The organism is Streptomyces sp. NPDC025833 (assembly GCF_055558055.1).
In genome coordinates, this window is record NZ_JBVHNF010000008.1 from 170,669 (window position 1) to 185,620 (window position 14,952).

General features: G+C 71.2%; 16 protein-coding genes. 9 read left to right on the forward strand and 7 right to left on the reverse strand.

Features of this window, described 5'->3' with window-relative positions:
* Nucleotides 1-50 precede the first annotated feature (50 nt).
* Together ACZ4K2_RS16050 and ACZ4K2_RS16055 are read left to right on the forward strand one after the other, a co-directional pair.
* Nucleotides 51-1,130 carry a metallophosphoesterase gene (locus ACZ4K2_RS16050; RefSeq protein ID WP_467468536.1) on the forward strand — a complete coding sequence of 360 codons (1,080 nt, stop codon included), beginning with the start codon at nt 51-53 and terminating at the stop codon, nt 1,128-1,130.
* A gap of 179 nt (nt 1,131-1,309) precedes the next feature.
* Nucleotides 1,310-2,173, forward strand: coding sequence for a hypothetical protein (locus ACZ4K2_RS16055; protein ID WP_467468534.1), 864 nt, complete (start codon nt 1,310-1,312; stop codon nt 2,171-2,173).
* 58 nt (nt 2,174-2,231) lie between these two features.
* On the opposite strand, the gene thiC is transcribed toward ACZ4K2_RS16055, so the two are convergent.
* Nucleotides 2,232-4,016, reverse strand: a complete 1,785-nt coding sequence (gene thiC / locus ACZ4K2_RS16060; protein ID WP_467468532.1) for a phosphomethylpyrimidine synthase ThiC — start codon at nt 4,014-4,016, stop codon at nt 2,232-2,234.
* A 251-nt stretch (nt 4,017-4,267) separates the two neighbouring features.
* Here thiC and ACZ4K2_RS16065 point away from each other — a divergent pair, with 251 nt between their 5' ends.
* A complete protein-coding gene (locus ACZ4K2_RS16065) occupies nt 4,268-5,722 on the forward strand; it encodes a YibE/F family protein (RefSeq protein WP_467468832.1) in 1,455 nt (484 codons plus the stop codon).
* A gap of 88 nt (nt 5,723-5,810) precedes the next feature.
* Here the strand turns inward: ACZ4K2_RS16065 and ACZ4K2_RS16070 are convergent, their stop codons facing one another.
* The 4 genes from ACZ4K2_RS16070 to ACZ4K2_RS16085 form a co-directional block, all read right to left on the reverse strand.
* Nucleotides 5,811-6,248, reverse strand: a complete 438-nt coding sequence (locus ACZ4K2_RS16070; protein ID WP_467468529.1) for an SsgA family sporulation/cell division regulator — start codon at nt 6,246-6,248, stop codon at nt 5,811-5,813.
* A gap of 98 nt (nt 6,249-6,346) precedes the next feature.
* A complete protein-coding gene (locus ACZ4K2_RS16075) occupies nt 6,347-7,081 on the reverse strand; it encodes an IclR family transcriptional regulator (protein ID WP_467468830.1) in 735 nt (244 codons plus the stop codon).
* A gap of 428 nt (nt 7,082-7,509) precedes the next feature.
* On the reverse strand, nt 7,510-7,722 hold the full coding sequence (locus ACZ4K2_RS16080) for a DUF5326 family protein (protein WP_467468527.1): 213 nt from the start codon (nt 7,720-7,722) through the stop codon (nt 7,510-7,512).
* 131 nt (nt 7,723-7,853) lie between these two features.
* Nucleotides 7,854-8,171 (reverse strand): cupin domain-containing protein, encoded by a 318-nt coding sequence (locus ACZ4K2_RS16085; RefSeq protein WP_467468828.1) that lies wholly within the window; start codon nt 8,169-8,171, stop codon nt 7,854-7,856.
* A gap of 104 nt (nt 8,172-8,275) precedes the next feature.
* On the opposite strand from ACZ4K2_RS16085, the gene ACZ4K2_RS16090 reads away from it, so the two are divergent.
* From ACZ4K2_RS16090 to ACZ4K2_RS16115, 6 genes are all read left to right on the forward strand, one after another.
* Nucleotides 8,276-8,653 carry a phage holin family protein gene (locus tag ACZ4K2_RS16090; protein ID WP_467468525.1) on the forward strand — a complete coding sequence of 126 codons (378 nt, stop codon included), beginning with the start codon at nt 8,276-8,278 and terminating at the stop codon, nt 8,651-8,653.
* A gap of 7 nt (nt 8,654-8,660) precedes the next feature.
* Nucleotides 8,661-9,152, forward strand: a complete 492-nt coding sequence (locus ACZ4K2_RS16095) for a low molecular weight protein-tyrosine-phosphatase (protein ID WP_467468523.1) — start codon at nt 8,661-8,663, stop codon at nt 9,150-9,152.
* The gene (locus tag ACZ4K2_RS16100; RefSeq protein ID WP_467468521.1) at nt 9,149-10,297 is read left to right on the forward strand and encodes a cystathionine gamma-lyase; all 1,149 of its coding nucleotides are present in this window, start codon (nt 9,149-9,151) and stop codon (nt 10,295-10,297) included. Before ACZ4K2_RS16095 ends, ACZ4K2_RS16100 begins: the two co-directional genes overlap by 4 nt.
* A 215-nt stretch (nt 10,298-10,512) precedes the next feature.
* Complete coding sequence (locus ACZ4K2_RS16105; protein WP_467468520.1) at nt 10,513-11,418, forward strand: LysR family transcriptional regulator; 906 nt, start codon at nt 10,513-10,515, stop codon at nt 11,416-11,418.
* A gap of 87 nt (nt 11,419-11,505) precedes the next feature.
* The gene (locus tag ACZ4K2_RS16110) at nt 11,506-11,988 is read left to right on the forward strand and encodes an NUDIX domain-containing protein (RefSeq protein ID WP_467468519.1); all 483 of its coding nucleotides are present in this window, start codon (nt 11,506-11,508) and stop codon (nt 11,986-11,988) included.
* A gap of 179 nt (nt 11,989-12,167) precedes the next feature.
* A complete protein-coding gene (locus ACZ4K2_RS16115) occupies nt 12,168-13,034 on the forward strand; it encodes a GNAT family N-acetyltransferase (RefSeq protein WP_467468517.1) in 867 nt (288 codons plus the stop codon).
* Between the two features lie 76 nt (nt 13,035-13,110).
* Here ACZ4K2_RS16115 and ACZ4K2_RS16120 read toward each other — a convergent pair whose 3' ends face one another.
* Complete coding sequence (locus tag ACZ4K2_RS16120) at nt 13,111-13,530, reverse strand: GlcG/HbpS family heme-binding protein (protein ID WP_467468515.1); 420 nt, start codon at nt 13,528-13,530, stop codon at nt 13,111-13,113.
* 107 nt (nt 13,531-13,637) lie between these two features.
* A complete protein-coding gene (locus tag ACZ4K2_RS16125; RefSeq protein WP_467468513.1) occupies nt 13,638-14,846 on the reverse strand; it encodes an MFS transporter in 1,209 nt (402 codons plus the stop codon).
* Between the last annotated feature and the right edge of the window lie 106 nt (nt 14,847-14,952).

Here is a 14,952-nt window from a genome sequence, read left to right on the forward strand (position 1 = left end):
ACCAGGCAGTCCGAAGCGGTGCAGATGCGGCGCGATGGTGGAGGGGTCTGATGACTCAGGGGGCCGGTCAGGGACCCGAGGCGGAGCGGACGGCGACGCTGCGCGACTTCCGGGTACCCGCGTACGTCCACGAGACCGGTCCGTACGTCCACAGCACCCATCCCGGTGACGCGGTCCCGGCCGCCGACGAGGCGTACCCCGAGGGCTACACCCCCACCCAGCGCGACCTGCCCGTCATCAACCGCGGCGACACCGTGCAGGTCCGCGTCGAGCCGGTCCCCGCCGCCCCGGTCCCGCAGCCCGCGACCGGGCCCGGGCCGCTCTACGTCGTCGGCGACGTCCACGGCTACCTCGACGAACTGCTGACCGCCCTCGAGGAGCAGGGTCTGATCGACGCCTCGGGCCAGTGGTCCGCCGGCACCACCCGGCTGTGGTTCCTCGGTGACTTCACCGACCGGGGCCCGGACGGCATCGGCGTCATCGACCTGGTCATGCGGCTGTCCGCCGAGGCCGCCGCCGCGGGCGGCTACTGCAAGGCCCTCATGGGCAACCACGAGCTGCTGCTGCTCGGCGCCAAGCGGTTCGGCGACACCCCCGTCAACTCCGGTGCGGGCACGGCCACCTTCCAGGCTGCCTGGCTGCTCAACGGCGGCCAGAAGACCGACATGGACCGCCTCCAGGACCACCACCTCCAGTGGATGGCCCGCCTCGACGCCGTCGAACTGGTCGACGGCCATCTGCTCCTCCACTCCGACACCACCGCCTACCTCGACTACGGCGACTCCATCGAGGCGGTCAACGACACGGTCCGCGAGGCCCTGACCCGCAACGACGCCGACGAGGTCTGGGACCTGTTCCGCAAGTTCACCAAACGCTTCTCCTTCCGGGACGAGGGCGGCGCCGAGGCCGTGCGTTCCCTCCTCGACACCTACGGCGGCACCCGGGTCGTGCACGGGCACAGCCCGATTCCCTACCTCCTCGGTGAGGTCGGTTCCGAGGACGACGAGGAAGGCACCGGCCCGTCCGTCGAGGGACCGCACGTCTACGCCGACGGGCTCGCCATCGCCATGGACGGCGGAGTGACCATGGCCGGAAAGCTGCTCGTCCACCAACTCCCCCTGGACGTCTGACCCTTCCGCGGACAGCCACCCTCCGGCCGCGAACCCGCAGGCCACGGGCAATTTCTGGCAATCCCCTGTCACCGCGCGCCGTCGCGGCTCTACCATCGGATTATCCGTAGCAGGCTCCCCTCCGTTTCTGCCCGACGGCCCGCCGACGTGCGTGCCTCAGCCCTACGGATCAACGGGGGATGCACATGAACAGCGTTCCGCAGCACCTGAAGAGCGAGGACCGCCAGGAATTCGAGCGTCTCCTCGACGAGGCGCTGCGCTCCGCGGCACACCGAACGGAACCGGCCGCCGCCGGACAGCGGCTCACCGCCGAACAACTCCGGACGATGGCCCTCGCCGCGTCCGCCGTGATCGCGGCGGCCGCCGCGGCCGAGTACCGGCACTACGTCGGGATACGCGACGGGCTGCGCCACCCGGCGCTCTCCGCCCCGGGGACCGCGGGCGAACGGGGTGACCCGGAGCCCGGCCCGGACCGCACCGCCCCCCTCGGGGAGGACACCGAGCACACCGGTGCGGGCGCCATCGCGGTCATCGCCGTCCTCGCCCCCGTCCTCTCCGGCACCGCGGCGGCGGTCTTCCTGCTCGTCGGCTACGTCCTGAAGGCGCTGGGCCCCGGCCAGACCCTGGCCCGGACCCTGCTCACCACCGGCTGGGTGTTCGGCGCGATGACCGCCGTGGCCGTCCTCGTCGCCGCGGTCGGGCTGCTGATCACCGCCCTGCGCAACAACACCGCGCCGGAACCCGGGGCCCCGGACACCGCGAACGAGGAACTGACCACAGCCCGCGAGGCCTGGCGGGACGCCCTGCTGGAGCGCGGCATCCTGCCCTTCCTGCACGAGGCGCTGGCTGGGGCACCGGATTCCGGTGCGGGCGGCGCCCACCGTACGGCCCCGCCCGCACCGTCCGGCCGCATACCGCGTCTCGGGTACGACCGGCCCGGCTTCAGCAGCCCCGACGACGGCACCGCCTCCGGGCGCCCGAGGTACACCAGTCCCGACTACACGAGCCCGGACTTCGGCGGCCCGGAACACCAGCCGGAGTGACCCGCCGCACCGTGGGCCCGGTGTGCGGACCCACGGCGCGGCGAGGCCGGTATCCGGCTCAGTCGGCGATCGGCAGGTACACCCGGTTGCCGGACGCCGCGAACTCCTGCGACTTCCGGGCCATGCCCTCCTCGATCTCGACCCGGCTGCCGCCGTGCTCGCGCCGGATGTCCTGCGAGATCTTCATGCTGCAGAACTTCGGCCCGCACATGGAACAGAAGTGGGCCGTCTTGGCGGGCTCGGCCGGCAGCGTCTCGTCGTGGAACTCCCGTGCCGTGTCCGGGTCGAGGGCCAGGTTGAACTGGTCCTCCCACCGGAATTCGAAGCGGGCGTCGGACAGGGCGTCGTCCCATTCCTGCGCACCGGGGTGTCCCTTGGCGAGGTCCGCCGCATGTGCGGCGATCTTGTAGGTGATGACGCCGGTCTTGACGTCGTCCCGGTTGGGCAGGCCCAGGTGCTCCTTGGGCGTGACGTAGCAGAGCATCGCCGTGCCCCACCAGGCGATCATCGCGGCGCCGATGCCGGAGGTGATGTGGTCGTACGCCGGCGCGACGTCCGTGGTCAGCGGGCCGAGCGTGTAGAACGGAGCTTCGTCGCAGATCTCCTGCTGGAGGTCGATGTTCTCCTTGATCTTGTGCATCGGGACGTGTCCCGGGCCCTCGATCATGGTCTGTACGTGGAAACGCCTGGCGATCCGGTTGAGCTCCCCGAGGGTGCGCAACTCGGCGAACTGCGCCTCGTCGTTGGCGTCCGCGATCGAGCCGGGCCGCAGGCCGTCGCCCAGCGAGTACGTGACGTCGTAGGCGGCGAGGATCTCGCACAGTTCCTCGAAGTTCTCGTAGAGGAACGACTCCCGGTGGTGCGCCAGGCACCACGCGGCCATGATCGAGCCGCCGCGCGAGACGATGCCGGTCTTGCGGTTGGCGGTGAGCGGGACGTACGGCAGCCGGACACCCGCGTGGACCGTCATGTAGTCGACGCCCTGCTCGGCCTGCTCGATGACGGTGTCCTTGTAGATCTCCCAGGTCAGTTCCTCGGCCTTGCCGTCGACCTTCTCCAGGGCCTGGTAGAGCGGCACCGTGCCGATGGGGACGGGGGAGTTGCGCAGCACCCACTCGCGGGTGGTGTGGATGTTGCGGCCGGTGGAGAGGTCCATGACCGTGTCGGCGCCCCAGCGGGTCGCCCACGTCATCTTCTCGACCTCCTCCTCGATGGAGGACGTCACCGCGGAGTTGCCGATGTTGGCGTTCACCTTCACCAGGAACCGCTTGCCGATGATCATCGGCTCGATCTCCGGGTGGTTGACGTTGACCGGCAGCACGGCCCGGCCCGCCGCGATCTCCTCGCGGACCACCTCGGGCGAGACGTTCTCCCGGAGGGCCACGAACTCCATCTCCGGCGTGATCTCGCCGCGGCCGGCGTACGCGAGCTGCGTCACCGGCCGGCCGCCGCGGCCCCGCCGGGGCTGGCGCGGGCGGCCGGGGAAGACGGCGTCCAGGTTGCGCAGACCGCCACGCGGAGAGGTGTGCTTGATCCCGTCGTCCTCGGGACGGACAGGACGTCCGGCGTACTCCTCGGTGTCACCGCGGGCGATGATCCAGTTCTCCCGCAGCGGGGACAGGCCTCTGCGGACGTCCGTGTCGACGAGTGGATCGGTGTACGGGCCCGACGTGTCGTACAGCGTGACCGACTGCCCGTTGGTGAGGTGCACCTGACGGACCGGCACCCGCAGGTCGGGGCGGGTGCCCTCGACATACGCCTTGTGCCAGCCGATGGACTTCCCGGCCTCCTGGGACATGTCGTCCTGGACGGAGGCAGGCGTGCGTGCGTCCTTGTTGGTCATGAGACCTACTCCCTACGCCGGCATTACCCGGTAACAGGTTCGGCGGTCGACGCAGCGGTTTCCGTCTGCCGATGTTTCCTGTGGAACAGCGTTCGTTCCACGTGAAACATCGCGTCTACGGAGGTCAGCGCCCTCTCAGCCCGGTGCTCCGAGCTCCCGCGTGTGCAAAGGTGCCTCCACGCTAGCGCCATGTGTGGCGCGCTGAACAGTGGGCCTCCGCGCGTTCTTGGGATGATCGGGCGGTGACCAGGATGGAGCAGTACCCCCAGCGGCCGCCCGAACCGCAGCACTCGGACGGCTCGGACCAGGGCACCGGGCACCGCTCCGGAGCCCCTGAGGACGGCGGTGACGCCCGCCCCGGGCACACGCGCCCGCACTCGCACTCGCACCCGCAGAGCCACGGCTCCCACGGCCACAGTCACAGCCACGGTCCGGCCGCGCCCGTCTCCCGTCATCTGCGCAAGGTCATCGCCGCGATCCTGGTTCCCTTCACCGCGGTTGTGCTGGTGGGCCTCGTCGTGCTCTGGCCGGGACACGCCCCGTCCCACCAGCGCACCGGCGTCGGCCTCGACCGGCAGACCCAGCAGGCCACGGTCACCCGGGTCGTCGAGGTCAGTTGCGCGTCGGTGAACGCCTCCGGTGTGCCCCCGACCGGCGGCGCCGCGACGGCCGAGGGCGCCTCGCCGCGGCGACAGGCCGACGCCTCCTGCAAGAAGGCGACCATCCGGGTCGACACCGGCAAGGACGAGGGCCGGACGTTCACCGAGATCGTGCAGCCGGACCAGACGCGCCAACTGCACCAGGGCGAGGAGGTCGTGGTCGCCTACGAGCCCTCGGCCCCGAAGGAACTCCAGTACTCGGTGACCGATGTGAACCGGAAGCTGCCGATGACGCTGCTCGCGGGGATCTTCGCGGTGGCCGTCGTCCTCGTGGGCCGGCTGCGCGGGGTCATGGCGCTGGTCGCCCTGGCCGTCAGTTTCCTGGTGCTGACGCTGTTCATCCTGCCGGCGATCCTGGAGGGGGCGAACCCACTGCTGGTGGCCGTGGTCGGGGCGAGCGCCATCATGCTGATCGCCCTGTACCTGTGCCACGGCCTGTCGGCCCGGACCTCGGTGGCGGTGCTCGGCACGCTGGTCTCCCTCCTCCTGATCGGCGTGCTGGGCTCGCTGTTCATCGGCTGGGCCGCCCTGACCGGCAACACGGACGACAACACCGGCCTGATCCACGGCCTGTACCCGTCGATCGACATGAGCGGTCTGCTGCTGGCCGGGGTCATCATCGGTTCGCTGGGCGTCCTGGACGACGTGACGGTGACGCAGACGTCGGCCGTCTGGGAGCTGCACGAGGCCAACCCGTCGATGGGCCGGCGCGCGCTGTACCGGGCGGGGATCCGCATCGGCCGGGACCACATCGCGTCCGTGGTCAACACCCTGGTGCTCGCCTATGCCGGTGCCGCGCTGCCGCTGCTGCTGCTGTTCTCGATCGCGCAGAGCGGCGTCGGGACCGTCGCCAACAGCGAGCTGGTGGCCGAGGAGATCGTGCGCACGCTGGTCGGCTCGATCGGTCTGGTCGCCTCGGTGCCGGTGACCACGGCGCTGGCCGCGCTGGTCGTCTCGGCCGACCGGTCCGGCGCGGGTGCGGCGGCGCCCTCCGGTACCTGGCCCGCACCCGCGCGGGGCGGCCGGGGCCGGCGCCGGAAGCGGTGATCCCTGCGGGGCGCGGCCCGCTGAAGAAGCGTTCCTGCATCCGCCCGACGGAGCATCGCCGAGCGCCCGGCGGCCGTGCCGCGAGGCTTCAGCCGGCGCTCTGCTCCTCGGCCAGGATGCGGTCGAGGGCCTCGTCGAGGTGAGCGTCGAAGTCGGCGAGCGCACCCTCCTGGCCGAGCGGCACCAGCTTGTCCGTGCGGTCGAGGAAGGCCACGAGCGGAGGCGCCGAGGAACGGAACAGGGCGTGGTCACCGCCGACCTGGAGTCTGATCAGCACATCGCCCAGCACCTCGCAGTCCGCTGGGCCGATCCGCACGTCCCCCTCGCCGCACGGGCGGCCGACCCCGTCGATCAGCAGCTCGCGACCGAACGCCCAGGTCACGGGCGCGTCACCGGGCAGGTGGAAGGTGAGCCGCACGGCATAGGGATCACGGGTCTCGTAGCGCAACTCCACCGGAATACGAAAAGAGAGCTCCTCGGACACGAGGAAGCTCATCATGACTTCTGCCTGTACGGACTCGCGCATCGCCTACCCCGTCATATGACATCGACTGGCCGGGATCAATCCCTCTACCGTGGTCAAATCTTGCTGAACGTACTCGACAGATCACAAGGAGTAAGTTTTCAGATACTGATAGAGAGGATTAGCGAGCCGATATGGCGCCCGATCTCCCCCTGCAGCCGGCGGACCGCTGGCAGCAGACGGTCGGCCCGGTCGGCGGGGAGCGAGATGGCCAGGGTGGCCGCGGTGGTGCCGGCCGTGATCGGGAGGGCCGCGCAGACCGTGCCGACCGCGTACTCCTGGCGCTCCACCACCGGCTCCATCCGGCGCACCCGGGCCAGCCTGCGCAGCAGGGCGTCGTCGTCGCGCACCGTGTAGGGCGTGAGGGACCGTGCGGGATACCGGGCGAGGTGGTCGTACCGAGCGCCCTCGTCGAGCTGGGAGAGCAGGCACTGGCCGATCGCGTGCGCGTGGCCGGTCTCGCGGAAGTCCGCCCACTCCTGGACGGCGGGTGCCTGCAACGAGTCGGAGACGCACATGACCTCGATCTCGCCGTCCCGGTACATCGCGTAGTACACCGGAGCGCCGATGGAATCGCGCCAGTGCGCGAGCATGTCCGCCACGGTGCTGCGACGTTTCTGCCGGGCTCCGCTGCGGCCGAGGTTCTCCGCCGCCTCCCCGAGGAAGAACAGCCCCCTCTCGCGGCGCAGATAGCCCTCGTGCACCAGGGTGCGCAGCAGGTGGTACGCCGTGGGCAGCGCGAGGCCGGTCTCCCGGGCGAGCTGCTTGGCGGGGGCGCCGTAGGGGTGCGCGGCGACCGTCTCCAGCAGTCGCATGGCGCGCTGGACGGAGCCGATGAGTGTCGAGGCGGGCGGGGCGGAGGCGGCGGCCCTCGTCGTCTGCCGGCCCGCGGAGGGCTGCGGCCCCGGGCCTTTTGCGGGGTGCGCGGGTCCGGGGATGTCCGCCGGGTGGCCGTGCGCCTGGGCGGGGACCGGCACGGGAGCCGGCCGCTGTGCGGGGGGAGCGGAGGAGCGGGGTGCGGTCGGGACGGAGAGGTGTGCCGGTGCGGTGTCGACCGTGGCCAAGGGGGGTCACTCCCGAGGGGCGAGGAGGGAGCCCGTGCGGGGGAAGAGCACGGAGGGGGATGCGTCGCCCACGGGCCGGAACACCGTGGGAGGTTCCGGACTCTAATCGTCTGCCACCGCGCGCAGACGGCTCCGGGGAAAACTTCCCTCCCCCGAGGGAACCGACACCGCCCGCATCGAGCACCGGTTCCCCGACAGCCTCACCAGTCGCTGCGCGACGCCGAGCTCCCCATGAACTTGCGCACGACCCAGATCACTCCGCCGACCAGGGCGACGAAGACGAGCGCCTTGAACAACAGGCCGATCACGAACCCGACCACGGTCGCTATCAGGCTGCCGAACACGACCAGGGCGATGACCGGCACCGCGACCCACTTCACCCACCACGGAAGTCCCGCGAAGATCTCTCGCATCGCCCTGTCCTTTGCGTCTCGTGCGTTGTCGGTGTTCGCACTCGATGCTAGGGCCGTGGACGGCCCGCGCGGGGGCCCGGCGTCCCTTGTCCTCCCCTGACCCGTCCCCTAGGGAACCCCGGGGTCCCGGCTCACGCCTCCGGCGGAGAGAACACGACGAGCACCCTGAGGTCCTCGCTGATGTGGTGGAACTTGTGGGCGACCCCGGCGGGCACGTACACGACGCTGCCCCGCGCCACCTGGGTCGTCTCCAGGCCGACCGTGAGCGAGGCCCGGCCGCTGACCACGAGGTACACCTCGTCCTGGTGGTGCGGCTTCTGCGGATCGTGCTCCCCCGCGTCCAGGGCGTACAGGCCGACCGACATGTTCCGCTCGCGCAGGAACTGCAGGTACGCCCCGTCGTTGGCGGCGCGCTCCGCCTCCAGTTCGTCCAGCCGGAATGCCTTCATCACCGCTGCCTTCCTCGCCTCACCGCTCGCCGTTGCCCTGCTCGCCGTCGCACCGCTCGCCGCCCGCCCGGTACCCGCCCGCGCGGTCTGCCACGATCAGACACATGAAGAATTTCGTAGTCAAGACGATCGCCAACGCGGGGGCCCTGGCGATCGCCGTGTGGCTTCTCGACAAGATCACTCTGACGGGTGACAACACCGCCAAGAAGGCCGGCACGCTGATCGTCGTCGCATTGATCTTCGGCTTGGTTAACTGGCTGGTCAAGCCGGTGGTGAAGGTGCTCACCTTCCCGCTGTTCATCCTGACCCTGGGCCTGATCACCCTCGTGGTGAACGCGCTGATGCTGCTGCTGACCTCCTGGGTGTGCGGCAAGCTCGACCTGAGCTTCCACGTGCAGGGCTTCTGGACGGCCGTCCTCGGCGGTCTGATCGTCTCCGTGGTCTCCTGGGCGCTGCACGTCGTCCTGCCGGACGAGGACTGAGCCCGCCGTGACCTACCGCGTCTGCTTCGTGTGCACCGGCAACATCTGCCGCTCTCCGATGGCCGAATCGGTCTTCCGGGCGCGTGTGGCGGAGACCGGGCTGGAGGACCTGGTGGCGGTCGACAGCGCGGGCACCGGCGGCTGGCACGAGGGGGAGCCGGCCGACCCGCGCACCGTCTCGGTCCTGGAGGAACACGGCTACGGCGCCGGGCACACCGCGCGCCGGTTCCAGCCGTCGTGGTTCGACCGGCTCGACCTGGTGATAGCCCTGGACACCGGCCACCTGGAGGCTCTGCGGCGGCTGGCGCCCACCGAGGAGGACGCGCGCAAGATCCGTCTGCTCTCCTCCTACGACCCCGCCGCCGGTGAGGGCCTCGACGTGCCCGACCCCTACTACGGGGGGCGGGACGGCTTCGAGGAGTGCCTTGAGATGGTGGAGGCGGCGAGCACGGGTCTGCTCGCCGCCGTACGCGAGGAACTGGAAGGACGGGCCGCATGAGCGAGGGCACCAGGGAAGAGGGCCGTACCGGCGACGGCACGCGCGCGGTACGGGCGGGGCTGCCCGAGCCGGTCAAGCACGAGCCGACGCTGCCCGGGCCGGTCTTCGCCGCCCACTTCCACCTGCCCGGTGAGGTGACGGGGCCCTACCTGTACGGCCGGGACGACAACCCGACCTGGACGCTGCTGGAGCGGGCCATCGGCGAGCTGGAGGCTCCCGGGCGGGAGGACGTGGAGACGCTGGTGTTCGCCTCCGGCATGGCGGCGATCTCCTCCGTGCTGTTCTCGCAGCTACGCGCCGGCGACGCGGTCGTGCTGCCCTCCGACGGTTACCAGGTGCTGCCGATGGCCGGCGCCCAGCTGGAGGCCTACGGCATCGAGGTGCGCACCGCACCGACCGGCGGCGACGCCCAGCTGGAACTGCTCGACGGAGCGCGGCTGCTGTGGCTGGAGACCCCGTCGAACCCCGGCCTCGACGTGTGCGACATCCGGCGGCTGACCGAGGCTGCACACGCGCGTGGCGCCCTGGTGGCCGTCGACAACACCCTCGCCACCCCGCTCGGGCAGCGCCCGCTGGAGCTGGGCGCCGACTTCTCCGTGGCCAGCGGCACCAAGCAGCTCACGGGCCACGGTGACGTCCTGCTGGGCTACGTCAGCGGCCGGGACGCGGAGGCGATGGCCGCCGTACGCCGCTGGCGGAAGATCGTCGGGGCGATCTCCGGGCCCATGGAGGCATGGCTCGCCCACCGGTCCATCGCCACGCTCCAGCTGCGCGTGGACCGGCAGAACGCCACCGCCCGCACCGTCGCGGAGGCGCTGCGGCACCGTCCCGAGGTCTCCGGCCTGCGCTATCCGGGTCTGCCCGACGACCCCTCGCACGCGATCGCGGCCCGGCAGATGCGGCGTTACGGCTGTGTCGTCTCGTTCACGCTGCCCACACGCAAGCGCGCCGAGCGCTTCCTCGCGGCTCTGCGCCTGGTCGAGGACGCGACGAGCTTCGGCGGGGTGCGGTCCACTGCTGAACGCCGTCGCCGCTGGGGCGGGGACGACGTGCCGGAAGGGTTCGTCCGTATGTCCGTCGGCGCGGAGGACCCCGAGGACCTGGTGGCGGACGTCCTGCGTGCCCTGGACGAGTCCGCCGAGTAGACGCCGCGCGTCCGCCCGCCGACGTGGTCAGGACGGTCCGAGCCGCCCCCCTCGTGGCTCGGACCGCCTGCGGCTTTCACAGGGGAAAGCCCGTGCGAACCAGGCTAGTTGACTCTGTGTCAGTGTCCAATCACAGTAGCGACAGGGGCCTATCGACATATTTATGGTGAGTGCCTGCCTGCTGCCGGAAGGGCAGGAACGGAGGAGGACACGCCATGGACCTGGCCTTGCTGCGGACCTTCGTCACCGTGCACAGGGCTGGTTCCTTCACCCGGGCCGCGGCACTGCTGGGCCTCTCCCAGCCGGCCGTCACCTCGCAGATACGCACGCTGGAACGTCAGCTGGGCAGGCCCCTGTTCCTCCGTCAGGCGCGCGGGGTGACGCCGACGACGATCGGCGACGAGCTCGCCCACCGGGCCGCGCCGCATCTCGACGCCCTGGTGGAGATAGCGGAGTGTGGCCTGGACGACGCGTCCTCGCCGCGGACGCTGCACCTGGCCGGTCCGCCCGAGTTCACCGCCGAGCGCGCCCTGCCCGCCCTCACGGAGCTGGCCTGCGACGCCGGCCAGGGCCTGGCACTGCGCGCGTCGTTCGGCACCGCCGAGGAGGTGCTGGACGGACTGGCCAGCGGCCACCACGATCTGGCCATCAGCACGGCCCGGCCACGCGGGGGCCTGCTCTCCGCGACTCCGCTCTGCGACGAGGAGCACGTACTGGTGGCGTCTCCGCGCTGGGCGGAGCGGGTCGGCGCCGAGGCCCTGCGGCTCAAGGGCGCGCAGGCCCTGGAGGATCTGCCCGTCGTCGAAGTGCACGAGACGCTGCCGTTCGTCACGCGTTACTGGGCCTCCGTCTTCGACTGCCGTCCGGCCGCCGCGGGCACGGTCATCGTCCCCGACCTGAGGGCCGCGCTCGCCTGCGCGACCGCCGGGGCCGGACTCGCCGTGCTGCCCCGCTACCTCTGCGCGACCGCGCTGGACCGCGGCCGGGTCGTCGCCCTGCTCGACCCGCCGGTCCCGCCGCTGCGCACGTATTTCCTGGTGGTGCGCACCGGCACGCTCGCCATGCCTCATGTCGCGCGCGCCCACGATTGGCTCCGGCGGACCGCCACGGCCTGGTGCTGACACCGTCCCCGAAGAGGGCACGCACGGCGGTCACGCGGTGGCGCTTTGCGATGTTTCACGTGGAACCAGCCGGGCCACATTTCTCCCATGACCGTCCGACCTGTGGTCAAGCGCACCGCCCGTGCCGTCCTTCTGGACGGTGACGACCTGATCCTGATCAAACGCACCAAGCCTGGGGTGGACCCCTACTGGGTCACGCCCGGAGGCGGGGTCGAGCCCGAGGACTCGACCGTCGTCGACGCCCTGCACCGCGAGGTGCACGAGGAACTCGGCGCGAAGATCGCCGATGTGGTGCCGTGTTTCGTGGACACCGTGGAGCACATCGGCGACGACGGTGGCGCGACCGGAGTGAAGGTGCAGCACTTCTTCGTCTGCCGACTGGAGTCCATGGACCCGGCCTTGCGTCACGGCCCCGAAGTGGACGAGCCGGCCGGTGAGTACGAGATCGTCCGCGTCCCCTTCACCCGCGTCGGCATCGCCTCCGTCCACCTCGTCCCTTTGTCCCTGCGTCACTACCTGGACGGGAACATCGAGGGGGTGCGCGCCATGCACGCCCCCGATCTCGGGTGAGCCGGAACCGTCCACCGCACCCAGCGCCCGCCGACCGGCTGTCGTGCCGACGCTGTTCCACGTGAAACAGCGCGACCGTCCGCCGGAGACGGCCGCAGGGGCACGAATTGGCCAAAAGCACGTGCGTCCGCGCCGAAACGGGTGGACGGCGAGGGTGTCGGTCGGACAGCCTGACCTGCGTGCCGACTCCTTCCCTCACCACTCTGCCCATCCGTCGCCTGACCCTGCGCGATCTGGCCGCGTGTGCCGACCTGTCCGAGGACCGGGGGTGGCCCCGTGAGGAACACAAGTGGGGCTTTCTCCTCACCGCCGGGAAAGGATTCGGTATCGACGACCCCGAGGGCGGACTCGTCGCCGCCTGCGTGGTCACCGAGTACGGCGCGTGGGGGCGACCGGATCTCGCTGCCCTGGGCATGGTCCTGGTGGCCGAGCGGCATGCCCGGCGGGGTGTCGGACGCCGCCTGATGCGGCACATCGTGACGAGCATGGGGACCACCCCCCTCACCCTCCACGCCACACCGTACGGCCGCCCTCTCTACGAGGAGCTCGGCTTCACGGTGGTGGGCCGCGCGGAGATGCTGAGGGGCCGCTTCGTCCCCGGCGGGCCGGAACCCGAGGTCGTCACGCGCGCCGCCACCGCGGAGGACCTCCCGGCGATCCTGCGCCTCGACGAGGAGGTGTTCGGCACGGACCGCACGCCCCTCATCACCCGCTTGCCCGTCTTCGCCGACCAGTTGCGGGTGGCCGAGGAGGGCGGCAGGCTGACCGGCTTCACGGCGGCATGGCCCAACATGGACACCCATGTGGTCGGCCCGCTGATCGCCCGGGACACGGAGACCGCCAAGGCCCTCATCGCCTCGCTGGCGGCCCGTACGGAGCGCTCCCTGCGCACCGACATCGACGTACGGCACGAGGAGCTGCTGGCCTGGGCGAAGGAGCGGGGACTGGGCTCGGTGGCCTTCAACTCGGTGATGGCCTACGGCATGCCCGATCTGCCGGGGGACTGGACCCGGCGGTTCGCACCGCTGACGGTCGCCGCGGGCTGAGCGCCGGTACGGCCGACGCCGGTCCCGCCGCGGGAAGCGGCGGGACCGGCGTCGTGGGGTCCGCGGTCGGACGGGCTCAGACGAGCGCCCGCACGGCGGCGGTGGCGAAGCCGTGGTCCTGCTCCGGCGCGCCGCCACCGACACCGATCGCGCCGATCAGCCGGCCGTCCCGGTGGAGGGGGACACCGCCCGCGATGAACAGCAGGGGCCGGTCGAGGGCCGTGGGCAGCGTGTGGAACAGGCCGCCGGGCTGGACGGCGTCGACCAGATCGGCGGTGGGCGCATCGAGCTGGAGGGCCGTGTAGGCCTTGCGGGTGCTGGTCTCGCCCGAGATCAGCACGGCTCGGTCGTCGCGGCGGAAGGCGAGCAGGTGGCCGCCGGCGTCCAGGATGGTGACGCTGACGGTGACTCCGGCCTCCTCGGCCGCCCGGCGGGCCGTGGCGACGAGCAGCTCGGCGTCCTCGGTGGTGAGCGGGGCGACGGCGGTGGTGCTCATGGGGATGTCTCCTTGGTGGTGCTTGCGGGGGGTTCTCGCCGTACCGGGGCAGTGCCCGGTACGGGTGTCTTGGGGTGCGGGGGCCTGGCGTCCGGGGTGCGGACGGCTCAGTGGTGGGCGGGCGCCGGCTGCCCGGCCGGCGTGCCGGGGGCCGTCACGGCGCCCCGTGCCCGGTCGCGGCGCTCCAGTGCGGCGGAGAGGAAGGCGAGGACCAGAGCGGCGGCGGCGAGTGCGGCGCCGACCCAGTTGGGCGCCGTGTAGCCGAGGCCCGCCGAGATCACGATGCCGCCGAGCCAGGCGGACAGGGCGTTGCCCAGGTTGAAGGCGCCGATGTTCACGGCCGACGCGAGTGTCGGGGCGCCGTGCGCCTGGTCGAGGACGCGCTTCTGCAGCGGCGGCACGGTGGCGAAGCCGAGGGCGCCGATCAGCGCGATGGTCACCGCGGCGGCGATCTTGTTGTGGGCGGTGAGCGTGAAGAGGGCCAGGACGACGGCCAGGGCGCCCAGGGAGACGTACAGCATCGGCATCAGGGCGCGGTCGGCGAACTTGCCGCCGATGAGGTTGCCGGCGACCATGCCGAGTCCGAACAGGACCAGCAGCCAGGTGACCGAGCTGTCGGCGAAGCCGGCGATGTGGGTCATCATCGGCGCGATGTAGGTGATGGCCGCGAAGACGCCGCCGAAGCCGAGGACGGTCATCGCCATGGCGAGCAGGACCTGGGCGTTCTTGAAGGCGGCCAGTTCGTGGCGCAGGTGTACGCCTTCCGGGCGCGGCAGCTCCGGTACGAGCTTGGCGATGCCGGCGAGGCCGACGACGCCGAGGGCGGCGACGAGGGCGAAGGTGACGCGCCAGCCGATGCTCTGCCCGATGAGCGTGCCCAGCGGGACGCCGACGACGTTGGCGACGGTCAGGCCGGTGAACATCATGGCGATGGCGCCGGCCTTCTTGTGCGGTGCCACCAGCTCCGCCGCGACGACCGAGCCGATGCCGAAGAAGGCTCCGTGGGCGAGTGAGGCGACCACCCGTCCGATCAGCATCACGGCGAAGACCGGGGCCACGGCGGAGAGCAGGTTCCCGGCGATGAAGAGGCCCATCAGCAGCATCAGCATCCGCTTGCGGGGGATCTTGGTGCCGAGCACGGTCATCAGCGGTGCGCCGATGACCACGCCGAGCGCGTATCCGGTCACGAGCAGGCCAGCCGTGGGGATGGAGACCCCGAAGTCGCCTGCGACCTGGGGCAGGAGCCCCATGATCACGAACTCGGTCGTGCCGATTCCGAAGGCCCCGATCGCGAGGGCGAGAAGCGCGAGAGGCATGGGGGGTACACCTTCCCAAACGGTTGCAGGAGCGCTTTGCGTTCGTTCACAATAGTTGCAGACGCGGGCTACGTGCAAGCAGCGTCTATTGCGGGTGTGCTCTACC

Bases quoted from the DNA above. Each gene is read 5' to 3' on its own strand.
- ACZ4K2_RS16080 (WP_467468527.1), bottom strand. From the start codon at position 7,722: ATGCGAGAGATCTTCGCGGGACTTCCGTGGTGGGTGAAGTGGGTCGCG.
- ACZ4K2_RS16055 (WP_467468534.1), top strand. From the start codon at position 1,310: ATGCACATGAACAGCGTTCCGCAGCACCTGAAGAGCGAGGACCGCCAG.
- ACZ4K2_RS16070 (WP_467468529.1), bottom strand. From the start codon at position 6,248: ATGCGCGAGTCCGTACAGGCAGAAGTCATGATGAGCTTCCTCGTGTCC.
- ACZ4K2_RS16085 (WP_467468828.1), bottom strand. From the start codon at position 8,171: ATGAAGGCATTCCGGCTGGACGAACTGGAGGCGGAGCGCGCCGCCAAC.
- ACZ4K2_RS16125 (WP_467468513.1), bottom strand. From the start codon at position 14,846: ATGCCTCTCGCGCTTCTCGCCCTCGCGATCGGGGCCTTCGGAATCGGC.
- ACZ4K2_RS16050 (WP_467468536.1), top strand. From the start codon at position 51: ATGACTCAGGGGGCCGGTCAGGGACCCGAGGCGGAGCGGACGGCGACG.
- ACZ4K2_RS16090 (WP_467468525.1), top strand. From the start codon at position 8,276: ATGAAGAATTTCGTAGTCAAGACGATCGCCAACGCGGGGGCCCTGGCG.
- ACZ4K2_RS16110 (WP_467468519.1), top strand. From the start codon at position 11,506: ATGACCGTCCGACCTGTGGTCAAGCGCACCGCCCGTGCCGTCCTTCTG.
- ACZ4K2_RS16120 (WP_467468515.1), bottom strand. From the start codon at position 13,530: ATGAGCACCACCGCCGTCGCCCCGCTCACCACCGAGGACGCCGAGCTG.
- ACZ4K2_RS16100 (WP_467468521.1), top strand. From the start codon at position 9,149: ATGAGCGAGGGCACCAGGGAAGAGGGCCGTACCGGCGACGGCACGCGC.
- ACZ4K2_RS16065 (WP_467468832.1), top strand. From the start codon at position 4,268: ATGGAGCAGTACCCCCAGCGGCCGCCCGAACCGCAGCACTCGGACGGC.
- ACZ4K2_RS16105 (WP_467468520.1), top strand. From the start codon at position 10,513: ATGGACCTGGCCTTGCTGCGGACCTTCGTCACCGTGCACAGGGCTGGT.
- thiC (WP_467468532.1), bottom strand. From the start codon at position 4,016: ATGACCAACAAGGACGCACGCACGCCTGCCTCCGTCCAGGACGACATG.